The sequence below is a fragment of the Neochlamydia sp. TUME1 genome, from assembly GCF_000813645.1.
In the GTDB taxonomy this organism is placed as follows: Bacteria; Chlamydiota; Chlamydiia; order Chlamydiales; family Parachlamydiaceae; genus Neochlamydia.
Window position 1 is genome coordinate 1 of sequence record NZ_JRXI01000012.1, and the last position, 21,945, is coordinate 21,945.

17 protein-coding genes and 1 tRNA gene are annotated in these 21,945 nt (G+C 38.3%); 9 read left to right on the forward strand and 9 right to left on the reverse strand.

Annotated elements, in window-relative coordinates:
• A partial coding sequence (locus tag DB41_RS00570; protein ID WP_039383243.1) for an F-box protein occupies window positions 1-400 on the reverse strand: 400 nt, incomplete at its 3' end.
• Window positions 401-731: 331 nt separating this feature from the next.
• On the opposite strand from DB41_RS00570, the gene DB41_RS00575 reads away from it, so the two are divergent.
• The gene (locus tag DB41_RS00575; RefSeq protein ID WP_039383245.1) at window positions 732-3,821 is read left to right on the forward strand and encodes a hypothetical protein; all 3,090 of its coding nucleotides are present in this window, start codon (window positions 732-734) and stop codon (window positions 3,819-3,821) included.
• Between the two features lie 647 nt (window positions 3,822-4,468).
• Here the strand turns inward: DB41_RS00575 and dnaA are convergent.
• Window positions 4,469-5,815, reverse strand: coding sequence for a chromosomal replication initiator protein DnaA (dnaA, locus tag DB41_RS00580; protein WP_039383248.1), 1,347 nt, complete (start codon window positions 5,813-5,815; stop codon window positions 4,469-4,471).
• 975 nt (window positions 5,816-6,790) lie between these two features.
• Between dnaA and pseC the strand changes: the two genes are divergently transcribed.
• Window positions 6,791-7,969: a UDP-4-amino-4,6-dideoxy-N-acetyl-beta-L-altrosamine transaminase gene (gene pseC / locus DB41_RS00585; protein WP_039383249.1), complete on the forward strand. Its 1,179-nt coding sequence runs from the start codon at window positions 6,791-6,793 to the stop codon at window positions 7,967-7,969.
• A gap of 16 nt (window positions 7,970-7,985) precedes the next feature.
• Here pseC and DB41_RS00590 read toward each other — a convergent pair whose 3' ends face one another.
• On the reverse strand, window positions 7,986-8,381 hold the full coding sequence (locus DB41_RS00590) for a tetratricopeptide repeat protein (protein ID WP_039383251.1): 396 nt from the start codon (window positions 8,379-8,381) through the stop codon (window positions 7,986-7,988).
• 2 nt (window positions 8,382-8,383) lie between these two features.
• Window positions 8,384-8,830, reverse strand: coding sequence for a DUF5399 domain-containing protein (locus DB41_RS00595; RefSeq protein ID WP_039383253.1), 447 nt, complete (start codon window positions 8,828-8,830; stop codon window positions 8,384-8,386).
• Between the two features lie 271 nt (window positions 8,831-9,101).
• On the opposite strand from DB41_RS00595, the gene rsmH reads away from it, so the two are divergent.
• From rsmH to gnd, 7 genes are all read left to right on the forward strand, one after another.
• Window positions 9,102-10,034 carry a 16S rRNA (cytosine(1402)-N(4))-methyltransferase RsmH gene (rsmH, locus tag DB41_RS00600; protein ID WP_039383255.1) on the forward strand — a complete coding sequence of 311 codons (933 nt, stop codon included), beginning with the start codon at window positions 9,102-9,104 and terminating at the stop codon, window positions 10,032-10,034.
• Entirely contained in the window at window positions 10,031-10,381 is a 351-nt protein-coding gene (locus DB41_RS00605; RefSeq protein WP_042243908.1) for a hypothetical protein, read from the forward strand. Before rsmH ends, DB41_RS00605 begins: the two co-directional genes overlap by 4 nt.
• Entirely contained in the window at window positions 10,381-12,423 is a 2,043-nt protein-coding gene (locus DB41_RS00610; RefSeq protein ID WP_039383257.1) for a penicillin-binding protein 2, read from the forward strand. The genes DB41_RS00605 and DB41_RS00610 overlap by 1 nt, the downstream gene beginning before the upstream one ends.
• 38 nt (window positions 12,424-12,461) lie before the next feature.
• Window positions 12,462-13,961, forward strand: coding sequence for a UDP-N-acetylmuramoyl-L-alanyl-D-glutamate--2,6-diaminopimelate ligase (locus DB41_RS00615; protein ID WP_039383259.1), 1,500 nt, complete (start codon window positions 12,462-12,464; stop codon window positions 13,959-13,961).
• Window positions 13,962-13,965: 4 nt separating this feature from the next.
• Window positions 13,966-14,733 carry an N-acetylmuramoyl-L-alanine amidase gene (locus DB41_RS00620; protein WP_052243751.1) on the forward strand — a complete coding sequence of 256 codons (768 nt, stop codon included), beginning with the start codon at window positions 13,966-13,968 and terminating at the stop codon, window positions 14,731-14,733.
• A gap of 122 nt (window positions 14,734-14,855) precedes the next feature.
• Window positions 14,856-14,929: transfer RNA gene (locus DB41_RS00625), tRNA-Arg, on the forward strand.
• 87 nt (window positions 14,930-15,016) lie between these two features.
• Window positions 15,017-16,468 (forward strand): decarboxylating NADP(+)-dependent phosphogluconate dehydrogenase, encoded by a 1,452-nt coding sequence (gene gnd, locus DB41_RS00630; RefSeq protein ID WP_039383261.1) that lies wholly within the window; start codon window positions 15,017-15,019, stop codon window positions 16,466-16,468.
• Between the two features lie 553 nt (window positions 16,469-17,021).
• On the opposite strand, the gene DB41_RS00635 is transcribed toward gnd, so the two are convergent.
• The 5 genes from DB41_RS00635 to DB41_RS00655 all read right to left on the reverse strand — a co-directional run.
• Window positions 17,022-17,918 carry a hypothetical protein gene (locus DB41_RS00635; RefSeq protein WP_039383262.1) on the reverse strand — a complete coding sequence of 299 codons (897 nt, stop codon included), beginning with the start codon at window positions 17,916-17,918 and terminating at the stop codon, window positions 17,022-17,024.
• Window positions 17,919-18,036: 118 nt separating this feature from the next.
• On the reverse strand, window positions 18,037-18,627 hold the full coding sequence (locus tag DB41_RS00640) for a lysophospholipid acyltransferase family protein (RefSeq protein ID WP_238578387.1): 591 nt from the start codon (window positions 18,625-18,627) through the stop codon (window positions 18,037-18,039).
• A gap of 308 nt (window positions 18,628-18,935) precedes the next feature.
• On the reverse strand, window positions 18,936-19,175 hold the full coding sequence (locus tag DB41_RS00645) for a hypothetical protein (protein WP_039383265.1): 240 nt from the start codon (window positions 19,173-19,175) through the stop codon (window positions 18,936-18,938).
• Window positions 19,156-20,565 carry an IS1634 family transposase gene (locus tag DB41_RS00650; RefSeq protein ID WP_039383267.1) on the reverse strand — a complete coding sequence of 470 codons (1,410 nt, stop codon included), beginning with the start codon at window positions 20,563-20,565 and terminating at the stop codon, window positions 19,156-19,158. Before DB41_RS00650 ends, DB41_RS00645 begins: the two co-directional genes overlap by 20 nt.
• 176 nt (window positions 20,566-20,741) lie before the next feature.
• Window positions 20,742-21,945: leucine-rich repeat domain-containing protein (locus tag DB41_RS00655; protein ID WP_052243752.1), on the reverse strand; the 1,204-nt coding region annotated here is incomplete at its 5' end.

Genomic DNA, 21,945 nt, shown 5'->3' on the forward strand with positions numbered 1-21,945 from the left:
ACATTAATAGGCAATTAATATTTACAAGATAAGAGGAGTAATTAGCCAGAGTAAAATATCTTTTTTCCTCGGTTATCCATTTAAATTCTAATTCTAGAGGTGAAAGAAAGCTAGCTAAAGCAAAGGTCTGTTTAAAAATTGCATTTACTTTTACTGTTTCAGAAAGTTTACCTCCTAGCCTATAAATTTTATCTAAAATAAGAGCCTGCTTGTTAACATCTCCGTTAGGAACATGCACTTTACTTATTTGCTTATAAAGCGAGGGCATGACTTCATTAGCTAGGAGATAGTGCCATCTTCCACATACACTAAATAAGGAAGGGCTAGCGCACTTCTTTAAAATAGAGAGTAGTATTTCATTAGGTAGATGTTCAATGGTAATAGAAGAGCTAGGATTCAATTTTACGACCTCTTTAAGATTTATCCATACTTTTAGCCTTTTTAGTGCTAAGGTCTATAGAGAGTAAGCGAAAGATACAAGAATATGCTATAAGTATACCTTTAACCTTTAATCTTGCAAAGAAAGAAGTAGGCTTTTTCAAAATCAAAGTACAATGTAACTTTTAGTATAAGGGCGGATTAACATCTAAAGAAATGTTATGCAATCTGATAGGATAGAGAGAATAGATCATTCCCTTATCCTAAATGAGTTTATAAGAATTGTCCTTAAATATTTGATTATAATACACTAAAAGGCGCTTGTTATAATCTTAATATTTAGGAGTGCTAGTATGACGTCTTACCCTGGGATAGAGAAATCCATTCTTAATTTTAATCATTCCCAACTGTCTTCGGAAGAAAAAGCAGTTAATAAAAAAAATTCTCAGGACTTAAAAGTAACTTTTGAGCAGTTAAAAAATTCCCCCACCGAAAAAGCGCGTAGCGCTAGTTTTTCTCGAGTTCTATCTGTTAAAACTAGTGTATCGGAAGCTTTTAAGCCTGTACAAAATACTATTTTAAGAAAAGAAGAAGAGTTTGAAGATATTTTGCCTTCTACATCCTCTATTAAGACAGAGGCGAACTGCTATTTAAGGGATTTAGAAAAAAAGATTCGGTTAGTCGCTAATAAGCTTGGCGATGAAAGTAGGGGAGAATTAAGATCTTCTTTAGTAGAAATAAAATCTCTTTCTCAAATGTTTTATAATGAATTATGTTCGGAGGGTAATCTATTTTATTCTCCAAGAAAAGTAGTATCAATTGGAGTGACCCTAGGTGATTTTAGCCAATTTTTGTTCAACCTAAAAGTTCAACCCTCGACGGGCCATGATGCCATTGCTAGGATGCTTAGAGAGTGTCTACTTATCTTGAAAAAAAATCATCAAGTTCCTGTACAGGAAGGATATGATTGTAAAAATTCTACCAATGAAACTAATTTAGTCAAATGGATAGCTTTAAAAGAAATAGGTCCTTCAGTAGTAAAAAATCTTATGGCTTATCAAAATGCTATGGGAGCTTTAATAGAATTATTAGAGAATGAGAAAGCTTTTATTGCCACTAACCATACCATTCGGACAGATTTTAGGAGAGATGCTGCGAAAAACCAGGTAGTCATTCAAATGATAGAGACGTTACAGACAACACCGCAACTTGCCACGATACTATACGATCTTAGCCGCTGTGTAAACCGTGCTTTTGAAGATGAAGCAGCTATAGACGAAGAGGGGGAGATAAACAGCTTAGATAAAGCAGAAAATAGAATAAAAGAAGAAGAGCGTAACAATTATTTTATCATGCGTTATCATGAAGTGATCTGTTCTTTAAAAGCCATTCAGGCAAACATAACTGAGCGCATCCAATTTGAATATCCTAAAGACAAGTATGATGTTAATAAAAAGCCTCGGATTAAGCTAACAAGCCTCCCTGCAAAAAATCGATCGGAGCTGGTAGACTCAGAAAAAACTGCTTGCCTTGCTATCTCGTCAACCTCTTTGTCTGGAAGGTATAAAATTTTAAATTCTTCTTTAGAAGAAGGTGAACCTTTTTTCAATAGCCGTTCAATCCGTAAGAGTCTTCCCTCTCCCTCCTCTAGCGATAGCTTAATGAGGCATCCTCGTATAGATAATAAAGCTAGCCAGGAAAGAAAACGCCAAAGCCTTCCTACCCTCGACCTAGCTGGGATTGAAAAAATAAAAAACCTAGAAGAAAATCTTCAATTTATTAAAGAAAATTATAGGGATTTATCTCAAAATAAGTCTCTTAAAAAGGCTCTTAGCGAAATGATACTAAGCGCTGAGGCGTTAATAGAAAGAAATTTAAAGGATTTTTCCTTCACACCGGCTCGTAAGCGGGGCTCCATTGGGCTTACTCCTTTAGATTTCAGAGAAGTTTTATTCAATGCTGAAGTAAAACCTTCTGAGGAGCATCACATCATCGTCGATCTTTTAGCAGGTTTTCTTCTGGATTTGGGAAAAAATCGAAAAATTCCGGTAGAGGGCAAAAAATCCTCTACCAATGCGAAAAATTTATTGAAATGGATTGATTCTAGTCAAGTGAGTCGATCTCCTATCCTCAATCTATATTTGTATCAAAAAGCTATGCAAGGATTAGTGACCCTACTAGAAAATGAGAAAAGAGCGCTTGCTTTTTCTGGCAAGCTTCGAAAAGTTATTTTTAAAGGGGATGATGGTAAAGCAGATGCTCTTAAAAAAATGGCAGAGGATTTGGACACTTCTATCCAAATCGCTTCTCTCTTGAATGAAATTAATCTAGGACTCAGACGGGCTTTTGGGGATACTGTGGCTACTCGTAGTGAAAAGGGGACGGATCAAGGAATCATTAATTATGTTAAATTAAGGTATGAGCAGATCATCAACTCTTTAAAAAATATTGTTACTAATATTGATGAACGTATCAAGCATGAACTGTGGGTAAGCAAAAAGTTTCCTGTCTATTTTTTAGAAGAAAGAGAAAATAAATGCTATAAAGAAAAAGATGAATATTGGGAGTCGGATAAAAATGCTTTAGCAGCTTTTAGATTCAATGAAAATTTAGGCAGCGTAGGAAAATATATTACCTCCGCAAAAATGACTCAGGCTGGTAAAGCTACCGAATGGCTCTATGTATTAGAATCTAAGGCATTAAAGCTTATCGCAGGTCGTCAAGATCTTTTGATCTACGGTAGCTTGAAAACCTTAGCGGAAGTAAAAACTTTTTTTACCGATTTTATTAAAAACCTTACGCAACAGCTAGGATATGAGCCGCATGAGATAGAAGCCCTCTTGAGTTATTTTGTTATCAATGGAGATGATTCAGAAATCATGCAAGAGGCTATCATAAAAGGATGTGAGCAATTTTCTAAGATGTGCCAAGAGGTAGTTTATTCTCGAGAAGAATTTTCTAGCTTGTTAGCTGTCTTAAAATTTGTGCATCAGACTAGTGCTTACGCTTATGGACCATCTACTTTAAATTATCTACAAGAAAGGTTAATGGGTCAAAAATTGATAAGTTCTTTTAGAAACTCTTCGCGTACCAAACCTACAAAAACATACGAAATTTGTTTTGAGGATGGAGAGATCATTTTGCGGGCTAAAGGAATCTATAATGTAAAATTGCTAGATGCTAAAAAAGCTACTCTTTCGGATAACCAGGTTATAATAAAAGAGTATCTTGAATTTAAGGTCATGCGGGATCAGCTGTTAATTGCAGAGAGTTGGAATGAATCAAATTTTATAGAGATAGTACATAAAGAACCTATTTCTAAAGAAGTACAAAACCATTTAGATGTTTTGCAAATTAACCTTTTTAAAAATGAAATACCTTTTAAGGTGAAGAAAAGGTATGAACCTTTAAAAAACCAAACAAGGGTAAATAATATAAATTAATAGGATAACCCTTTTAGAGTTAGAAAGTTAAACGCTAACCAAATTTTTTTCTTTCCGCTGAGGATGATCTATCTAAAAAGCAGCCTTTTTAGTGTGCTTTAAGAAGTATAAAGCTTGGATCTAAGGAATGAAGTTTTAAAAGGTTAAATATATCAACTAGCAATTGAAACAAACTGGAGCCATTTTTTGTTCGATTGACTACAAGATAAACTTTAGCTGGGTGTCGGTAAAACCTATCATAGCCTGTGACTAGTAAGCGGTCACGGGGGACAGAACTGTTTACGCTCTTGATGTTCGGAAGATAATGTAAATCAGAAAGTGTAGTAAATAGGAAAACCAGCTATTTACAAGTATTTTTAGCTTAGCAGATGCCTGCAGAACCACATCTAAAGCTGGGCTTACCACGTGGACGCTTACGGTGATTCCTTTAAATTTTTAGAGGAAAGTAACTAATCTTAACAGTTGTAAGCCTGTGAAAGCTTCTTAGATTTTAAAGCCATGAAATGGACACTATAAAAACTTTTTATACAAGTTAAAGCTGTTTTATAATCCCTAGTTTATAAAATATTAACTATAAAAGAGCTTAACTAGGCTTTTTTGTTAGGTAATTCCTTGGAGCCAAGGTTTATTCATAGCGAGCTTTTATTCTAAGCATGAATGTTGCGTTCAACCATGCTAATTTGCCGTCTTAGAGTTTCATCAGCGGTGAGCTTTTTTTCAATATTTTTGCAAGCATGGAGAAGGGTAGAGTGAGTTTTATTAAAAGCAGCGCCTAACATTTGAAGAGATTCATTGATCATTTTACAGGCCAGGTACATCGCTACTTGACGAGGCAGCGCAACTTCTTTTGTACGCATAGAACCTTTAAGGTCACTGACCCGTACTTGAAAGATAGCGGCTACACTTTTCAAAATTTGATCGACAGTAATTTTATGACGCGGCGCATGTTGCAGCATTTCGCGTAAAGTTTTTTCTACAAATTCTTCTGTAATATGAAGATTCAACAGTCGGCTATGGGCGCTTAAACGATTAAGGGCTCCCTCTAATTGCCGGACATTATTATAAATATGTTCAGCAATAAAGAAGGCAACAGCATTGGGAATTTCTAAGCCTTTTTGCTGGGCTTTATGTTGGAGAATGGCCACCCGCGTTTCAAGTTCCGGTACGCCAATATGGGCGACTAACCCCCATTCCATACGAGCGATCATACGCTCAGAGAGTTTTAGTTGGGAAGGAGGCTTATCACTGGTAATGACAATCTGTTTATTTTGATTAATGAGGGTTTCGAAAGTATTACAAAATTCTTCCTCGAAATTCAGGCGATTTTGTAAAAACTGGATATCATCCACCAGTAAAACATCGACATCCGAGCGATAAAACCTTTTCATGCGATCGACAGATTTGTTGCGTAAGTTATCGACAAGGTCGTTAATAAAAGCTTCCGTGGTGATGCATTGAACGCGTAATTTCTTATTATTTTGACGAATGTAGTGTCCAATACTATGAAGAATATGCGTTTTACCTAGGCCCACACCCCCATGAATAAAGAGAGGATTGTAAGATTGACCTGGGCGAGCAGCAATCCCTATGGCAGCAGATTTAACAAATTGGTTAGCAGGCCCTTCAATAAATGTTTCAAAGCGGTAGTTAGGGTTTAACTTTACTTCATAAGTTTGCTCTTCTACTGGCGGGGTATAACTCGCCGGTACGTTAAGAAGGGTAGAGGAGGTTTTCTTAGCTGGCGTTGCCAATTTGAATTGAATAGAAGGCTCACCGTTGGCATTAACAGGTAAAAAAGCGCAAAGTTCGCTATGGAAATTGGAAAAAAGATATTCTTTAACAAAAATGTTAGGAATCTCAAGAGTGATTTTATCTCCAGCATTTTCTATCACCCGAATAGGAGAAAGCCAATTGCCGAAAGCTGTGGCTGAGCACTTTGCTTTTACACATTCTAAAAATTGAGTCCAAATATCTTCTGTCTCAAGAACTAACATAGTTTGGATCCTTAATCAAAAATTACAGTTCAAAGGGGCAATCGTTGTGAATAAACAAAGGTCCCTTAACGGGAGCCGAGCAGTTATTTTAAAGCTCTTATTCTACAAAAGGACAATAATATAAGTCCTGGGAAAAGTGTATTTAAGTTATAAACAACGTTTCCACAAGATGTTCTGGAGGTATTTCGTTGGAAAAAGCTATCATGTGGCTGCATTGCCTGCAAGAAAATTATCATCCCCTTTTGGGGGATTTAGCATTAAATCGCTGAAAATCAGATGCCGCGGCAATAAAAAATATTTCCGTATCCACTTATAAAAAACTTGTTTTTATAAGTTTCTGTTAATCAGTAACTTGTGAAAAATTGCTAAAATGATTGACGTTCTTAAGTGATGGTTTCTAGCAGCTTGCAACAATTTATCTTTTGGGGATAGAGCCTTGGATGGATTTTATTAGAAGTAATCTAGAGAGGAGATAGAAATAAAAAACGAATAATCTTATTATAAAGTTAATCCCTTTATAACTATTTTCTTAGCTAAAGGGGAATATTATTTATCTCCCCTTTTATAATTTTTTAATAGATTTTTTTTAAAATCTGCGAGTTTAAAACGTTGAGTTTGCTATGGCGTTTGAGAAGGAGCGTTTATATAGCTTCACCTACTTGCTACAACATCCAAAAGAATTGTCTAATCAATTAGCTTGTTGATGAATAAAGAGATAAGCATGACTCCTGCTCATTTATAATTGAGGGAGTTTCACTAATTCGCTAGGTAAAGTTTCTCGTTTCTTAAACAACAAGTTAGAATTTTTATTGATGATTTTAAGAAATTAAATTATATGCTTTTTTGTTGGTAAAGGAAAAAAGAGAGAGCAAAAATATGTAAAAAGGTTTAATTGTAGCTTGACACCTCTAAAGATATCCTTCATTGTCTGATGACAATTTGTCAAACATTGTTGAGTAGGTTTTGTTAAAAGTTATGACTAAAGAAAATTTTTTGCCTTATACCAAGCCATCCATCAATCAGATTGATATTCATGAAGTAACTAAAGCTTTAAATAGCAATCATTTAACACGCGGCCCTCTGGTGGAAGCTTTTGAAAGTGCCGTAGCTCATTATTGTCAGGTCAAATATGCTGTTGCTTTCAGCAGTGGAACCTCCGCTTTAATGGGTGCTTACTTTGCAGCAAACTTGCGTCAGCAAGACTCTCTACTCACCACACCTAATTCGTTCGTAGCGACTGCAGGCGCAGCGGTACAACGAGGAACTACCCCTGTCTTTTTAGATATTGATTGCTCTAGCGGAAATATAGATTTACAGCAGCTGAAATATAATCTTGCCCGCCCTTCTTCACGCGGTCGCATTTGTGTGGCGCCTGTCCATTTTGCTGGCATACCTGTGGATATGCAAAAAATAGATCAAGCTATCCAAAATCCTGAGACTGTAGTGATTGAAGATGCCGCCCATGCCTTAGGATCTACTTACTTTACGGGAGAAAAAGTAGGCTCTTGTCGATGGAGTGATATGACTATATTTAGTTTTCATGCGGCCAAAACAATTACGACAGGGGAAGGAGGAATGGTCACCACAAATAGCGAAGATTTTTATCGCCGTCTTAAGTTGTTTAGAAATAATGGAATTGAACGCGAGGCGCCTTATTTACAAGGAGAGACAGCACCCTGGTATTACGAAGTGCAACATCTTAGCGGTAACTATAACTTTACAGAATTGCAGGCTGCTCTAGGCTTGAGCCAAATGGCGCGCTTGGATACCTTTGTGGAAAAGCGGCGACAATTGATGAAAGCTTATCGTGCCTTACTAAAAGAAATTCCTCATCTTCACCTATTTGCAGAAAATTTCGATGCCTATACAGCTTATCATTTATGCGTAGTTCAAATTAATTTTAACGCTTATAAAACTACACGTACGCAGGTGATGAATCGATTGCGCGAAAGAATGATTGGAACGCAAGTTCATTATATTCCTATCTATAAGCATCCTTACTTTATAAACCTTTGTGGAGATATTTCTGATTATTTCCCTAAAATGGAAGCCTATTATTCGCAAGCTCTTTCCTTGCCTCTTTACTATGATCTTCAACTAGAAGAGGTCGAAAAAGTGGTCAATACGCTTAAAACAGCCTTGCAAGGAGGCTAGTAAATAATAGTTTTAATTAGCTATGTGCTAGGATAAGTGCTTTGGCAACATTAGAAATCGCGGCATTAGCTTCATTCTTAAGAATATTAGCTACTTTTAAGCCTTCTTCCTTTTTACCTAGCATAAACAGAGCCTTAGCCAGATTCAATAAAGTAGGTGAATGGTCACCTTCGATTTTTAAAGCTTTATCAAAGCATTTAAGTGCTTTAGCTGCATTATTGCTTTGCAAATACAAAGCTCCTAACGTCTGAGCATCGTAAGCACTTTCCGGATCTAACACACATAAAGCTTCAAAAAAAGGCAGGGCAATCTCATACTTGCCTTGGCGAATATAAGCATATCCGGCAGAACGCATTTCTTCCAAAATTTCTTCCGACCAGCCTAAAGATTCTCGCCAATTAAGTTTGTGCATAATTATCCTTGTAAAAACTGGCCTACCCTACCTACAATAAAGTTTAGCCAATTGTTTAATTTTTCAATTTCGCGAAAGCAGCTTTTTAATGTCTCTTTCTCTTGCTTTTCCTCAGGAGTACGACACAAAACTTCTTCCAACTTTTGCTCGTGCAAGGCTTGTTCATCATAGGAGCCAAAACTGGGAATCACACGATACGAGAAGGGAGAGCGGCGCATAAAGCGAAAACGGGGAGGAGGAAAGAAATAAGCCCAGGGTGTGTAAAGGGGAGCAATGCCTAGCAGAACATCAAGTTCCGTAGGTTTAGGATAATTGTCTAAAACTTGCAATTGTGCAGGTATACTGGCTGCTTGATCTAGCTGGAATTGTTGGTTGATCTGCTCGATCATCCGTGTGCGGATTGCATAGAGATTGTAGACACTAATGTCTAGCTTATCAATCGTTGCCATAGAAACTCACTCTTTTTTATAGGATAGCCTTGCAGCGTAAAAGCTTACAAACACATAATTTATTCTATTTAAGCCCCAAGTACTATTCTAGCATGTTTATAATTATTTAGCAAAGCTTGGCGATTGGACGAATAGTTAGTGGAGTATAAATGCTTTATATAAATGCTTTTTAATCGTATGCTGACTGTTTAAAAATGTTGTCCTATGTAGATAATATTTTCCCCTAATCTTTTGCCTGCATTCTATTAAAAAACTTTAAGGATGTTTTTCCATGTCGTCTTCTCCTCATTTTTCCGTTCTATTACCTGAATTCTTAAGTTTTTTTGCAGATAAAACCATTCGCGGTTTTGTTGATGCCACCTTGGGTGCTGGCGGCCATTCGGCTGCTCTTTTGCAAGCCCATCCAGAAGTTAATCGGCTTGTTGGGTTCGATCAAGATCCTGTAGCTTTGTCTCTAGCAAAAAGTCGATTGATAACCTGGGAATCAAAAATTGATTTTTTTAAGCTTAACTTTGTTCACATGAAAGGTAGCCTCTCTGCTTATCCTGTTCCCATCGATGGCATTCTTTTAGATTTGGGCGTCTCTTCTATGCAGCTTGATACGGCCTCTAAAGGTTTTAGCTTTTCTAAGGAAGGGCCTTTAGATATGCGCATGGATCCTTCCCAGGATTTAACTGCTGAAGAGATTGTAAATACCTGGTCCGAACAAGAATTAGGAAAAATATTTCGCGAGTGGGGGGAAGAAAAGCAGTGGCATACAGCCGCCCGCATTTTAGCAAAAGTGCGCCAGGAAAAACCTTTAAAAACTACCCAAGATTTAGTGGAGGCTCTTCTACCAGCTTTACGCTATCGGGCCAAAAAAGGTATCCACCCCCTTACTCTTATCTTCCAAGCTTTACGTATTGCCGTTAATCGAGAATTAGAAGTCTTGGAAAAAATTTTACCTGACGCGCTTTCACTTTTAACTCCTGGCGGAAGGCTAGCGGTGATAACTTTTCATAGTCTAGAAGATCGCTTAGTAAAAAATTTTTTCAGATTTGCAGCCAGTGATAAATATGAAACCTCCGGGATAGGCGGTATGTTTTTAGATAAGTCTCCTGAAGCCCATATTCTTACCCGAAGACCCTTAGTAGCCAGCGAAAAAGAGATAAACCAGAATGCTCGAAGCCGTAGCGCAAAACTAAGAGTGATCGAAAAAATATGAGAAGAGTCGAAAGTAATTTCCAAGAGTTGATTATAAAGCTTTTTATTTGTGTCGTGCTTGCCGGCTTAGCTCTTTATAGTTATATTTTTAAGCAAAATGAATTAACGGAATTGCGCATGGCAATTCCTTCCTTAGCTAAAGAAGTGCGCACAATTCATGAAGAAAATAACCGTTTAAAATATGAGATTAATCAATTTGAAAGTCCCATTCATCTTATGGAGATCATGCGGATGCCAGAATTTAGTTCTTTAAAATTTGCTTATAATTCGCAAGTAGTTGTTCTGCCTTTAACCTCGCCAGTTCCGGGCAAAGACTTTGCTGATTTGCAAGAGGAGAATGGGCCCTAATGCCTGTACGACCCCCACTTCCTCCTCAGGCCAGTGATCGAAGAAGGTTATTGTGTGTGGCCTTTTTTATCATTTTTTTATTTTCTTTACTTGTGGCTAAGTTTTATCTGCTGCAAATTGCCGAAGGAGAAAAATGGACGCACCTAGCTAATCGGCAGCATTATTTTGTTGTTAATGAACCTTTCTTGCGTGGAAGATTTATCTCTAATACAAGTATACAGAGAGCTCATCCTGAAATTGAACAGGCTTTGGTCGTCGATATCCTTAAATTTCATTTGCATGTAGACGTCGAGTCCATTCCTCCTCAACATCATGCTGAAATTGCACAAAAACTTATCCAAATCCTTGACCTTCCTGCTGAAAAACATTCCCATTTATGTGAACAATTTGGATATAAAAGCCGCAATAGAAAGTTAAAGATGTGGCTAGAAAAAGAAACACGTGATGCAATTTTAGACTGGTGGATGCCCTATGCTAAACGAAATAAAATTGCCCGCAATGCTCTTTTTTTTGCCAGTGATTATCAACGGTCGTATCCTTTTGGAAAATTACTGGGTCAGCTTTTACATACGGTGCAAAATCAAAGAGATGAGGTTACAAAACAAGCGATTCCTACAGGCGGCTTAGAGCTGTGTTTTGATCATTTTCTGAAAGGAAGAATGGGAAAACGACGGTTAATGCGTTCTCCTAGAAATGCGTTTGAAATGGGCGAAGTTATTGCCAAGCCCCAGAATGGAGCGGATGTTTATTTAACCATTAACCATTGCTTACAAGCGATAGCCGAAGAAGAGCTTGAAAAAGGAGTAAAAAAAGCTAAAGCTAAAGGGGGGTGGGCAGTGATGATGAATCCCTATAGTGGCGAAATATTGGCTTTAGCCCAGTATCCTTATTTTTATCCTCCCCATTATCAAGATTATTTCAATGATCCCCAGATGATAGAGCATACTAAAGTAAAAGCTTTGACCGATACTGTTGAGCCTGGCTCTACTTTTAAGCCTATCGCTCTAGCCATCGCTTTGAAAGCAAATATAGAATTACGTAAAAAAGGGGAAAGTGAGCTGTTCGATCCTCATGCGATGATGCCTACATCTAATAGCTTTTTTAAAGGACGCGGGAAGCCTTTGGTAGATACTCATATGCACCCCTATCTAAATATGTATATGGCTATTCAGAAATCCTCTAATATTTATCCAGCAAGATTAATGGAGAAAGTGGTTGAACGGTTAGGGGCTTCCTTCATTCGCAAACATTTAACCGAAACATTTGGTTTTGGTTCTAAAACTCATCTTGAGCTTCCTGCTGAGAGTGCAGGAGTGGTACCTTTACCAGGCAAAAAACATCCTAATGGTAAAGATGAATGGTCGATTTCTACCCCCTATTCTTTAGCGTTTGGCCATAACATTCAAGTAAATAGCATTCAGCTGCTTAGAGCTTTTGCTGTTTTTGTTAATGGAGGATATCTTGTGCAGCCTACCCTTATCCGTAAAATTGCTAGTAATCCTGAAGAAGGAGCTCAAACCATTTTTGTAGATCATACTCATCTAGGCAGAACCCAGCAATTTCCTCAAGTACTAGAGAAAGAATGCTGTAGTGAAATAGTAAAAGGCTTAAAATACACGACTAAAGTGGGAGGTACCGCTAGACGTGCAGATGTGCCCGGCTATTCTGAAGCAGGCAAGACTAGCACCGCAAAGAAAATAGTCAATGGTGCTTATTCTGATAAAATTTATTGTCCAAGTTTCATTGGTTTTACTCCTGCCGATAAGCCTGCTTTTATTCTTCTTGTTACTCTAGATGAGCCTGAATATGGTTATACACCAGGAGTAGGGTCATGGCACCATGGTGGAACTTGTGCTGCTCCGGTGTTTTGCGAAATAGCTAAGAGGTCTTTAGCCTATTTAGGTATAGCTCCGGATGATCCCTACGGTTATCCTCTAGGGGACCCTAGACGTTGCCAAGAAAAAGCACATTGGGCTCATGAAATTAGAGAGTTGAAAGAAATGTATGAAAAGTGGAATAACAAAGAGCCTGGAAAAACTTAGGTGATTTAAATGGCTGTGAGGAGAAGTACGAGTTGAGAATGAAACTAAAAAAACTATTAAAAAATATTTCCGTTCAAGAAGTTAAAGGTTCTAAAGATGTTTTTATCACCGGAATTTGTGCAAATTCTAAGGTGGTAGCTCCTGGCAATTTATTTGTCGCTAAAAAAGGTCGCATGGATGATGGCGCTCACTACATTCATGAAGCTATTGAGGCGGGGGCTAGTGCTATCTTAACCGACATCTTCGATCCCTCCTTGCAGTTTATTACTCAAATTATTCATCCTCAGATACCTTTAGTAGAGCCTCTTTTAGCAGCTCATTATTATCAGTTTCCTAGCCAAGAGCTATTCATGGTAGGTATCACTGGTACGAATGGAAAAACTACCACTTCTTTTCTTGTTAAGCATTTACTCGATCATTTAAAGGTACCCTGCGGACTTATAGGGACAATTGAATATATTATAGGTAAGCATCGTTACCAAGCAACTCGCACAACGCCCGATGTTATTAGTAATCATAAGTTATTAAGAGAGATGGTGTTGCAGGATTGTAAAGCCGCGGTCATGGAAGTAACTTCACATGCTTTAGATCAAGGCCGGGCAGTTAATATTGAATATGATGTGGCCGTCTTTACTAATTTGACGCTTGATCACTTAGATTATCATCAATCGATGGACAACTATTGTCAAGCTAAGCAAAAACTATTTCAAACTTTAAATCCTGAAAAAAATAAGACAGGGAAAAACTATCCTTGCACGGCAGTGATTAATATCGATAGCCCTTGGCATCAGATGATGGTAAAAGGCTGTAGAGCTAAAATTCTGACTTACGGGCTAAGTGCTGCTGCAGATGTACAAGCCAAGAACATAGTCTTAACCTCTCTGGGTACAGACTTTACTATCGGCTATGGTGGGGAAGAAGTTGCCTGCCACTGTCCTTTAGTAGGGCGTTTCAATATCTATAATTGCTTGGCGGCTATTTGCGTAGGTCTTGTAAGAAAAGAGCCTTTGAAAAAATTGGTAGAGATTATAGCCTCTTTTCCAGCCGTTCCAGGTCGTATGCAAGCGGTCTATAATGAATTAGGATTAAATATATTTGTCGATTTTGCTCACACGGATGATGCACTTACAAACGTTTTAGAATGTTTGCAAGAGTTTAAGCAAGGCCGAATTATTACTGTATTTGGATGCGGAGGCAATAGAGATGCTTCTAAACGCCCAAAAATGGCGCAAGTGGCTGAGAAATTTTCCGATTATTGTATTGTGACTTCCGATAATCCCCGTTCTGAGAATCCTCAAAATATTTGCCAGGAGATTGCGCGAGGGTTTAATCAACAGAATTGGGAAATAGAAATAGATCGATACGAGGCTATTAAAAAAGCCATCTACATGGCTAATCCAGCGGATGTGATTCTTATTGCCGGTAAAGGGCATGAAGCCTATCAAATTTTTTCCTACAAAACCATTGAATTTGACGATAGAAAAATTGCTGCTCAGATATGCTTGGAAAAATATAAAGATGAAATGATAAAAAAATAAATTTATGATGAAAAATTTTCAAAACTGTCTATGGATTTTTTTGTTGCTAAGCCTTGGAGGATGTAGGTGCCCTTCCAAAGAGCTGTCTAGCCAACCTGCTGTGCATTCTGCTCCTGTAGCTCAGCTTCCTGCTGAGAGTATGATGGGCGTAAAGCCTCCTATAAAGGATATTAAAAAGCCCAAACTTTCCAAAGCTGCATTGATTGTAATAGATGCCGGTCATGGGGGTGATGATTTTGGTACCCGTTCTTTATCACAGCCCAAATACCATGAAAAATTTCTTAACCTTACTACCTCTTTAGCTTTAAACGAGTTTTTGCAAAAGATGGGGTATCGAACTAGGCTGACACGTTCGAATGATGAATTTATCTCTTTGCAGAAGCGAGCAAATTTTGCCAATGACCAAGGAGCCGATCTATTTGTAAGCATGCATTATAACTCTGCGCCGGCCAAGCAAGCCGATGGTATTGAAATTTTTTACTATAAATCGGAAATAAATAAGAAGCGTTCCACGCAATCTAGTCAATTAGCTTCTTCTATTTTAGCGCAGGTTATACAAGCCACAAAAGCTAAATCTCGTGGAGTAAAAGAGGGGAATTTTGCAGTCATTCGAGAGACAAAGATGCCTGCCGTACTGATTGAAGGAGGTTTTTTGACTAACGAAAAGGAAATGAATAAGATTAAAGAGCCAGCCTATATTAAGAGAATTGCTTGGGGTATTGCCAAAGGGGTGGAGGCTTATCTAAATGAGCGCAGTGTTTCTTTGCCTTAAGTGGAGCTTTTTTTAAGAAGAATATAGCTATTTATCATTTTTCCCCCAAATAAAGTAATAGAGCGTCCTCTTGCCAATGCTTACTTTACAAAATTTCTTACATTCTCTATGCTGAAGAACATGTTCTCGTAGCTCAGTAGGATAGAGCGGTTGCCTCCTAAGCAACAGGTCGTGCGTTCGAATCGCGCCGAGGACAACTCTTTTGCTTTTTCTTGCACTTGCTCTTTACATTCATTTCTTCTCGCACTAAACTACGAAAAAATCACTCAAGGGAGGAAAATCTATGGGGCAAGCGGATATTGGTTTAATTGGATTAGCAGTCATGGGTCAAAACTTGGCTCTTAATATGAATGATCATGGCTTCATTGTTACCGTCTATAATCGTACGCGCGCCACCATTGACAGTTTTTTAAACGGCCCTGCCCAAGGATCAAAAATTATAAGTGCTTCTACTATCGAGGAATTTTGCCAATCTTTAAAGCGTCCAAGAAAAGTTATTTTAATGGTAAAAGCAGGAGAGCCTGTAGATGCGTGCATTCAGCAGCTAATACCTTATTTAGAGCCGGGGGATGTCATTATTGATGGGGGAAATAGCCTTTTTAGCGACACCAATAGACGTACTCAAGCTTTAAAAGAGAAAGGCCTTCTCTTTATAGGTAGTGGAATCTCTGGAGGGGAAGAAGGCGCACGGCATGGCCCTTCAATCATGCCTGGTGGAAATCCTGAGGCGTGGCCTTTAGTAAAGAATATTTTTCAATCTATTAGCGCCAAAGCTGACAATGGTGAACCTTGTTGCGACTGGGTCGGAGATGAGGGTGCTGGCCATTATGTTAAAATGGTTCACAACGGAATTGAATATGGTGATATGCAACTGATTTGCGAAGCATATAGCCTTTTAAAGCATGCTTTAAAGCTAAATCCTCAGCAAATAGCGCAAGTCTTTGCGCAGTGGAATAAAACAGAATTAGACAGTTATTTAATTGAAATTACAAGTGCTATTTTCAAGCAACTCGATGAAGATGGCCAGCCTTTGATAGATAAAATTTTAGATGTAGCAGGGCAAAAAGGTACGGGTAAGTGGACTGTCATAAATGCTTTAGAAGTGGGGATGCCTCTAACGTTAATTGGAGAAGCTGTTTTTGCGCGTTGTTTATCGGCTATCAAAGAAGAGCGTCTTGAAGCCAGTAGAGTGTTGACGGGACCTTCACCTTTGTATGAGGGAGATCAAGAAGCATTTATTGAAAGTATCAGGCAAGCTTTATATGCCTCTAAAATCATTAGCTATGCGCAAGGGTTTATGCTTATCCAGCAGGCAGCCAAAGATTATCATTGGAGGATTAATTTTGGAGGGGTGGCTCTCATGTGGCGAGGCGGCTGCATTATTCGGAGTAAGTTTCTTAACAATATTAAAGATGCCTATGAAAAGCAACCTGCCTTAAAAACCCTTTTATTAGATGATTTTTTTAAGAATGCATTAGTTAAAGCACAAAGCGATTGGAGAAGGGTAGTAGCTAAAGCTGTAGAGCTCGGTATTCCCACTCCTTGTTTCAGCACTGCCCTTGCTTTTTATGATGGTTATCGCAGTCCTAACTTACCAGCCAATCTATTACAGGCCCAGCGTGATTACTTTGGAGCGCATACTTATGAGCGCCTAGATCATCCGCGAGGTCAGTATTTTCACACGAATTGGACGGGTACGGGTGGTAAAGTAAGCTCTACTTCCTATAACGCTTAAAATATATAATCATACGTAGGTCTTAAAAAAATAGGAGACTACGGGGGTGATCGTCTAAAATTCTCTTTAACCTATTTCATAGCCTATCCCTTAATTTTCTTATGTATTAATCCTAAGAAAAGCAGGCGCTATTTAAAAAGAGAACATTAAGATGTAGAGTCTAGAAGCAGAAAGCTTATAGACTAAGAGATCTTTTTTAGCTGGCCTTTAGTATTATTGGATAGCTAGAGGGGTTTTCCTCCTGCCTTTATATATTTGCTTAGGAAGAGAGGGGTAGCTTAAGCTGTTATCAACAAAAAGTTTAGAGGATGAGAAGCTTCTTTGACTCTTGCGTAAATAAAATCTTTCGCTCCAAGTTATTGAACATCCTAGCTTAGGCAATCTGTAGGAATGGGTTGTTAAAAGACCTATTATAGAAAAACTTTTTTGGCTAACGAAGAGGGAGAAAAAAAGATATTTGCAAGCCAAAATAATAGGGGTTTAGAAAGGTTACCCTTTTTAAACCCCTTTAATATGTGCTATCTCAGCAATAAGTCCAAATTAAATTTAAGTTTTAGCTTACAATTTTTTCGGCTGCTGGTGCTTGAGGAGCTTCTGGAATACCTGCTTCTGCAGCTACCACAGCATTTTCTTCTTCTACAGCTTTTTCTTTTCCATTTTTTTCTTCTAATTCAACTACTGCCTCTACTGCTGCAGCATGCTTGGCCTTAGCTTTAGCTACGAGCTCTTCAGTAAAGCCCACTTTCGGTTGCATAGCTAGCTCTGCTTCCTCTTTAGCTTTTTCTGAGTCTTCAACAGCTGTCTTATGAGTTACCTTTTGCACGTTTGTCGATAGTTCTTTTTTGTCGATAATAGAAGCGGGGTGTAAAGCTTCTGCTGTTTCATGATCTTGGATAGCTTCTACATTGTGTTTATGCTTCTCATAAGCTTTAGCAGCTATTTCTTCCTTCATAGAAATTGGCTGTTTTTCTTCCTCGCTACCTTCAACATGGTCTTCTTCTTGGCTACCTGCAGTCTCTTCAATGTTTTTTGAAGGAGCAGCTTTTTTCTTAGGAAGGATTTTTAGCGTTTCATGAATTCGTGTAGCTTCTGTAGGCTTGATGAAAGACATAACCAAGGTGGCCAAAGTTGCAAAAGCAGTTGCTAATACACGGAGGGCTAATTTGGCTACATTCTTAGGACTAGCAAGCTTAGTTTTATTAAGGAGCTGAATAGCCCAAGGTTTCTTTGAAAACATTACTTGCACAGGTACTCTAAACGCACTAGCAATTGCAAATAAGGGCACGGCAATAGCATGGATAGCTGTGTCAGCAGCTAACACGCCAGCTGCTATTAAAGTTTGCTTGTTATTTTTAGATTCTCTGGCCTTTTCTAAATGCTCTGTAGTCCATTTGATAACTTTATTAGGATATTCACCTGATATAAAAGGTGTGACCAAATATGTAGACATAAAAATTACCCCTTTGAAATTGAAAAAATTTAAATTACGGTTAGTTTAAAAACCATCTATTTGTTTATATGCAATAGGCATTTATTTTCCAAAAGAAAACAATGCTAGGCGTACTACATTAAGGCGGTTCTCCTTGTGCACCATTCAAATACCAGAAGTTTAACATTTTTAGAGATTTTTGGATAGCATTTGAAATTTCTTCTTGTGCTTTTTTCTTGGGCAGATCTTTATACGCTTCCCAATAGATAGGCTTACCAAAAATGCAAGCCGTTTGTCCTTCTAACCTAGGTATCCACTTTTTTTTGGGCCAGGCTTCATAGGTACCATGAATATAGACAGGTATAATCGGGCACTGGCTTTTGCTGATAAGCATTCCTATGCCAGGCTTTATGGGTAGTAAGTGTCCGGTAGGGGTTCTCTTGCCTTCAGGAAAAATTACTACTTTTTTACTATCTTTTAATAATTGAAGAATTAATTTAAGTGAGGTTATATCTTGCGAGATGCCACCTACAGGATAAGAATTTAGGTGGGAAATCAACTTTTTAAAGATTGTATTGTTGAAAAGAGATCCTCTTGCAAGGAAGTTGACTTCCTCATCGCATGAAATAGCTACAAGAGGGGGATCTAAAAAAGAAGCATGGTTAGGAGCAAGAATGCAGGGCCCTGCAGGGAGGTGGTGTTTTCCATACACTTGATGGCGAAATAACAATGAAAAGAATTTTTTAGTACAGATATAAATTGAGCGATAAAAAAATTTCATGCCAACAAATAGTGAAGGTATATATATGTTTGCATCCTAAATAAATACCTCCTATTTATCAAGAGGATTTAAACATTACAGGATTATAGAAAATTTAACTTTTACTTGTAGCTCAAATTAAAATGTTAACAGCTTAAGGCAATAAAGGCTTTAATGCTTAGCAACATGATAAATATTGGCTTTTTAAAACGGAAGTTCCATTTTTTTTTAGAAACAATCAGTAATAAAAAAGTTATTGAATTAACAGATTATGCTTGTTATCGGCGCTTTTTTCTGGTGACTACATGCGCATGATTCTTTGGTAAAGCTTTTGGTAACTCTACTTTTAAGGCTTCAAGCATTTGTCTGTTTTGGTGACGTGGTTCGGGGATTTGCTGAAAACTTAAGCCTTCATTTACTGTCCATTCTATTAGCGTTAAAGTAGATAAACTGCGTAAGCCCTCTTCTACTGTTAAATAAAGGTCCTTCCAGGCTTTATCAAGCTCTCTGATAATCATGTAGGCTAACATTACAATTAAAAACATGGCCCCTTGTACTTTCTTCTGAACGTACATAGACTGGCCGTATCTCAAGATCGCTTTTTACTGTTCTAAAAGCTGATTCTACTCTAGCTAAATCTTTATAACGATCATGTACTTCTTGCATGCTCATTTCGTCGCAAGCAAGATCGGTTTTAATCACATAGCAACCATCTAGCTTAGCATCCTCAGCTAGTATTTCTTGATTGAGGCATATAGATAAGCTTCTATCTTGTGCGCTAACTGTCACGCAAGTCTTAAGCGCTAAACGCTCGATTTTAGCTTTAATTTTTTTCAGCGCTACTTCTACCTGTGCTTTGGGATGTGCATGTAGATAGGCATTTTGCATAGCGACCAATTTTTCTATGCTAGCTAGCTTGCTGGTACGAGAATGGGCAATTTCCTGGGTGCGCACAGGATTACGTTTAAGAATATATCTTATCCCCCCTTCTTTGACTTCAGCCAAGTTTTTATCAAATAGCGTATATTCGATCACACCTCTTTTCATTAAGATTTGAGCCTTTGTCATCGCGGTAATATAATAAAAACCATGCTCTTGTAAATTTTCGATCTGCCCGCTTTTAATCATCCCTCTATCGCCTACAAAAGTGACTTTCTCGCATTTAAAGCGTTCTTTAGCTTTTTTGATCTGAGCATGAAAGGTAGAAGTATCTTGGGTATTGCCTTTAAACACTTCGGTTGATACGGGTGTGCCATCGGCTGAACTTAGCAAGCCTATCACAATTTGCTTCTTACCTTTCTTTTTGTCTCGGTTGTAACCCCAATCGGCAAGCTCGTTTTTCTCGCCTTCTAAATACGAGCTAGTCACATCATACAAAAATAAGTGAGGGGGTTCCTTGCAAAAACTTTTAGTAAACAATCGATCTTCGATAGAGGCTTGGCTTTGGCATAACCACAAAAGATTCTTATAAAGATCTTCTTCGTTAAAGCCCTCTTGCAAGTCAATTACAGAAGTAAGGGCATATGTTTCTGTCAACCTGACGGCAGAAAGTCTTGAGCCTTGCTCTAATACGCGTGCTATCACTTGCCACAACGCGAGCTGACCTTCTCGGCTATTGCCAAGAGCATCCACAATTCCTAAACGTTTAGCCATTTGGTATATCACCCATACACCACCGACAGATAATCCCTCTTGCATTGTGGCTCCACTACACGAGGTTAAAGCTTGGAGATTACCTTTATGTTTTAAAGCTAACTCGATAGCAGCAATTTCTTCAGGTGTGCAATTGGATAGATTACCCACCGTGCGTTTTTTGACGGTTTTACCTTCTCTATAGGATTCTCGCAGCAAAATTGTTTCATAAACTTTGCCGGCAGCTGATTTGAATTTTGATCTTACTATATGCATACCTACATAAATACAGTAATAGTACCATTTATGTAAACACTAAAAACGATTTTTATCAATTTTTTAGTGACTACAATTTTTTATAAAAAAGACATAATGCTTTAATAATAAAATAATTAACTACTTCAAACCTTATACAAAAATGGAACTTCCGTTAAAAAGTACTTACGGCCATTCTACCATTGAAAACGCTGCCTTATTTTTCCTGGAATATCTTTCACTTTCAAAGGATTTTCCGCTAATACAAGCATGTAAAGATAAGGCACCTGCCCGATTTCTGCAGGAAGGCTGGTGAGCTGGTTTTGTTTTAAGTGAAGCAATCGTAATCGAGACAGCCGCCCTATTTCTGCGGGTAGACTGGTGAGCTGGTTTTGATCTAAGTAAAGCAATTGCAGCTGAGACAATTGACCAATTTCTTCAGGCAGGCTGGTGAGCTGGTTTTCGCTTAAGTGAAGCTCTTGCAGCTGAGACAATTGACCAATTTCTTCAGGCAGGCTGGTGAGCTGGTTTTCGCTTAAGTGAAGCTCTTGCAGCTGAGACAATTGACCAATTTCTTCAGGCAGGCTGGTGAGCTGGTTTTGATTTAATTCAAGCCTTTGCAGCTTGGGCAGCTGCCCGATTTCTGCAGGAAGGCTGGTGAGCTGGTTTTGGCTTAAGTGAAGCGTTTGCAGCTGAGATAACTGTCCAATTTCTGCAGGAAGGCTGGTGAGCTGGTTTTGGCTTAAGTGAAGCGTTTGCAGCTGAGATAACTGTCCAATTTCTGCAGGAAGGCTGGTGAGCTGGTTTTGGCTTAAGTGAAGCGTTTGCAGCTGAGATAACTGTCCAATTTCTGCAGGAAGGCTGGTGAGCTGGTTTTGGCTTGAATCAAGCCCTTGCAGCTGAGATAATCGACCTATTTCTACAGGCAGGCTGGTGAGCTGGTTTTGATTTAAGCGAAGCTGTCGCAGCTGAGACAATTGCCCGATTTCTGCAGGCAGGCTGATGAGTTGGTTTTTCCTTAAGTCAAGCGTTTCCAGCTGAGGCAATTGACCTATTTCTGCAGGCAGAGCGGTGAGCTGGTTTTGATTTAAGTAAAGCTCTCGCAGCTGAGATAGCTGGCCTATTTCTGAGGGTAAATAAGTCAAGCCTGCTCTAGATAAAATCAAAACCGTGATATTTTTACAATTTTCTTCAATCCAATCTCTAAGAAGCTCTCCTTTTTTTTCCAGAGGCAAGTGCTTAATTTCTTCTCGGCTCAAGTATTCTTTCCCACCAGGAAGTTTCTTCCAAATTAAAAGGCGATTAATATTTAAGAGATAAGAAGAGTAATTAGCCAGCGTTAAGCCTCTTTTTTCTTCTGTTTTCCATTTAAATTCCAAAGGAGAAAAAGACTTGGCTAAA

Coding starts and splice junctions, on each gene's coding strand:
- DB41_RS00575 (WP_039383245.1), top strand. CDS start 732: ATGACGTCTTACCCTGGGATAGAGAAATCCATTCTTAATTTTAATCAT.
- dnaA (WP_039383248.1), bottom strand. CDS start 5,815: ATGTTAGTTCTTGAGACAGAAGATATTTGGACTCAATTTTTAGAATGT.
- pseC (WP_039383249.1), top strand. CDS start 6,791: ATGACTAAAGAAAATTTTTTGCCTTATACCAAGCCATCCATCAATCAG.
- DB41_RS00590 (WP_039383251.1), bottom strand. CDS start 8,381: ATGCACAAACTTAATTGGCGAGAATCTTTAGGCTGGTCGGAAGAAATT.
- DB41_RS00595 (WP_039383253.1), bottom strand. CDS start 8,830: ATGGCAACGATTGATAAGCTAGACATTAGTGTCTACAATCTCTATGCA.
- rsmH (WP_039383255.1), top strand. CDS start 9,102: ATGTCGTCTTCTCCTCATTTTTCCGTTCTATTACCTGAATTCTTAAGT.
- DB41_RS00605 (WP_042243908.1), top strand. CDS start 10,031: ATGAGAAGAGTCGAAAGTAATTTCCAAGAGTTGATTATAAAGCTTTTT.
- DB41_RS00610 (WP_039383257.1), top strand. CDS start 10,381: ATGCCTGTACGACCCCCACTTCCTCCTCAGGCCAGTGATCGAAGAAGG.
- DB41_RS00615 (WP_039383259.1), top strand. CDS start 12,462: ATGAAACTAAAAAAACTATTAAAAAATATTTCCGTTCAAGAAGTTAAA.
- DB41_RS00620 (WP_052243751.1), top strand. CDS start 13,966: ATGATGAAAAATTTTCAAAACTGTCTATGGATTTTTTTGTTGCTAAGC.
- gnd (WP_039383261.1), top strand. CDS start 15,017: ATGGGGCAAGCGGATATTGGTTTAATTGGATTAGCAGTCATGGGTCAA.
- DB41_RS00635 (WP_039383262.1), bottom strand. CDS start 17,918: ATGTCTACATATTTGGTCACACCTTTTATATCAGGTGAATATCCTAAT.
- DB41_RS00645 (WP_039383265.1), bottom strand. CDS start 19,175: ATGATTATCAGAGAGCTTGATAAAGCCTGGAAGGACCTTTATTTAACA.
- DB41_RS00650 (WP_039383267.1), bottom strand. CDS start 20,565: ATGCATATAGTAAGATCAAAATTCAAATCAGCTGCCGGCAAAGTTTAT.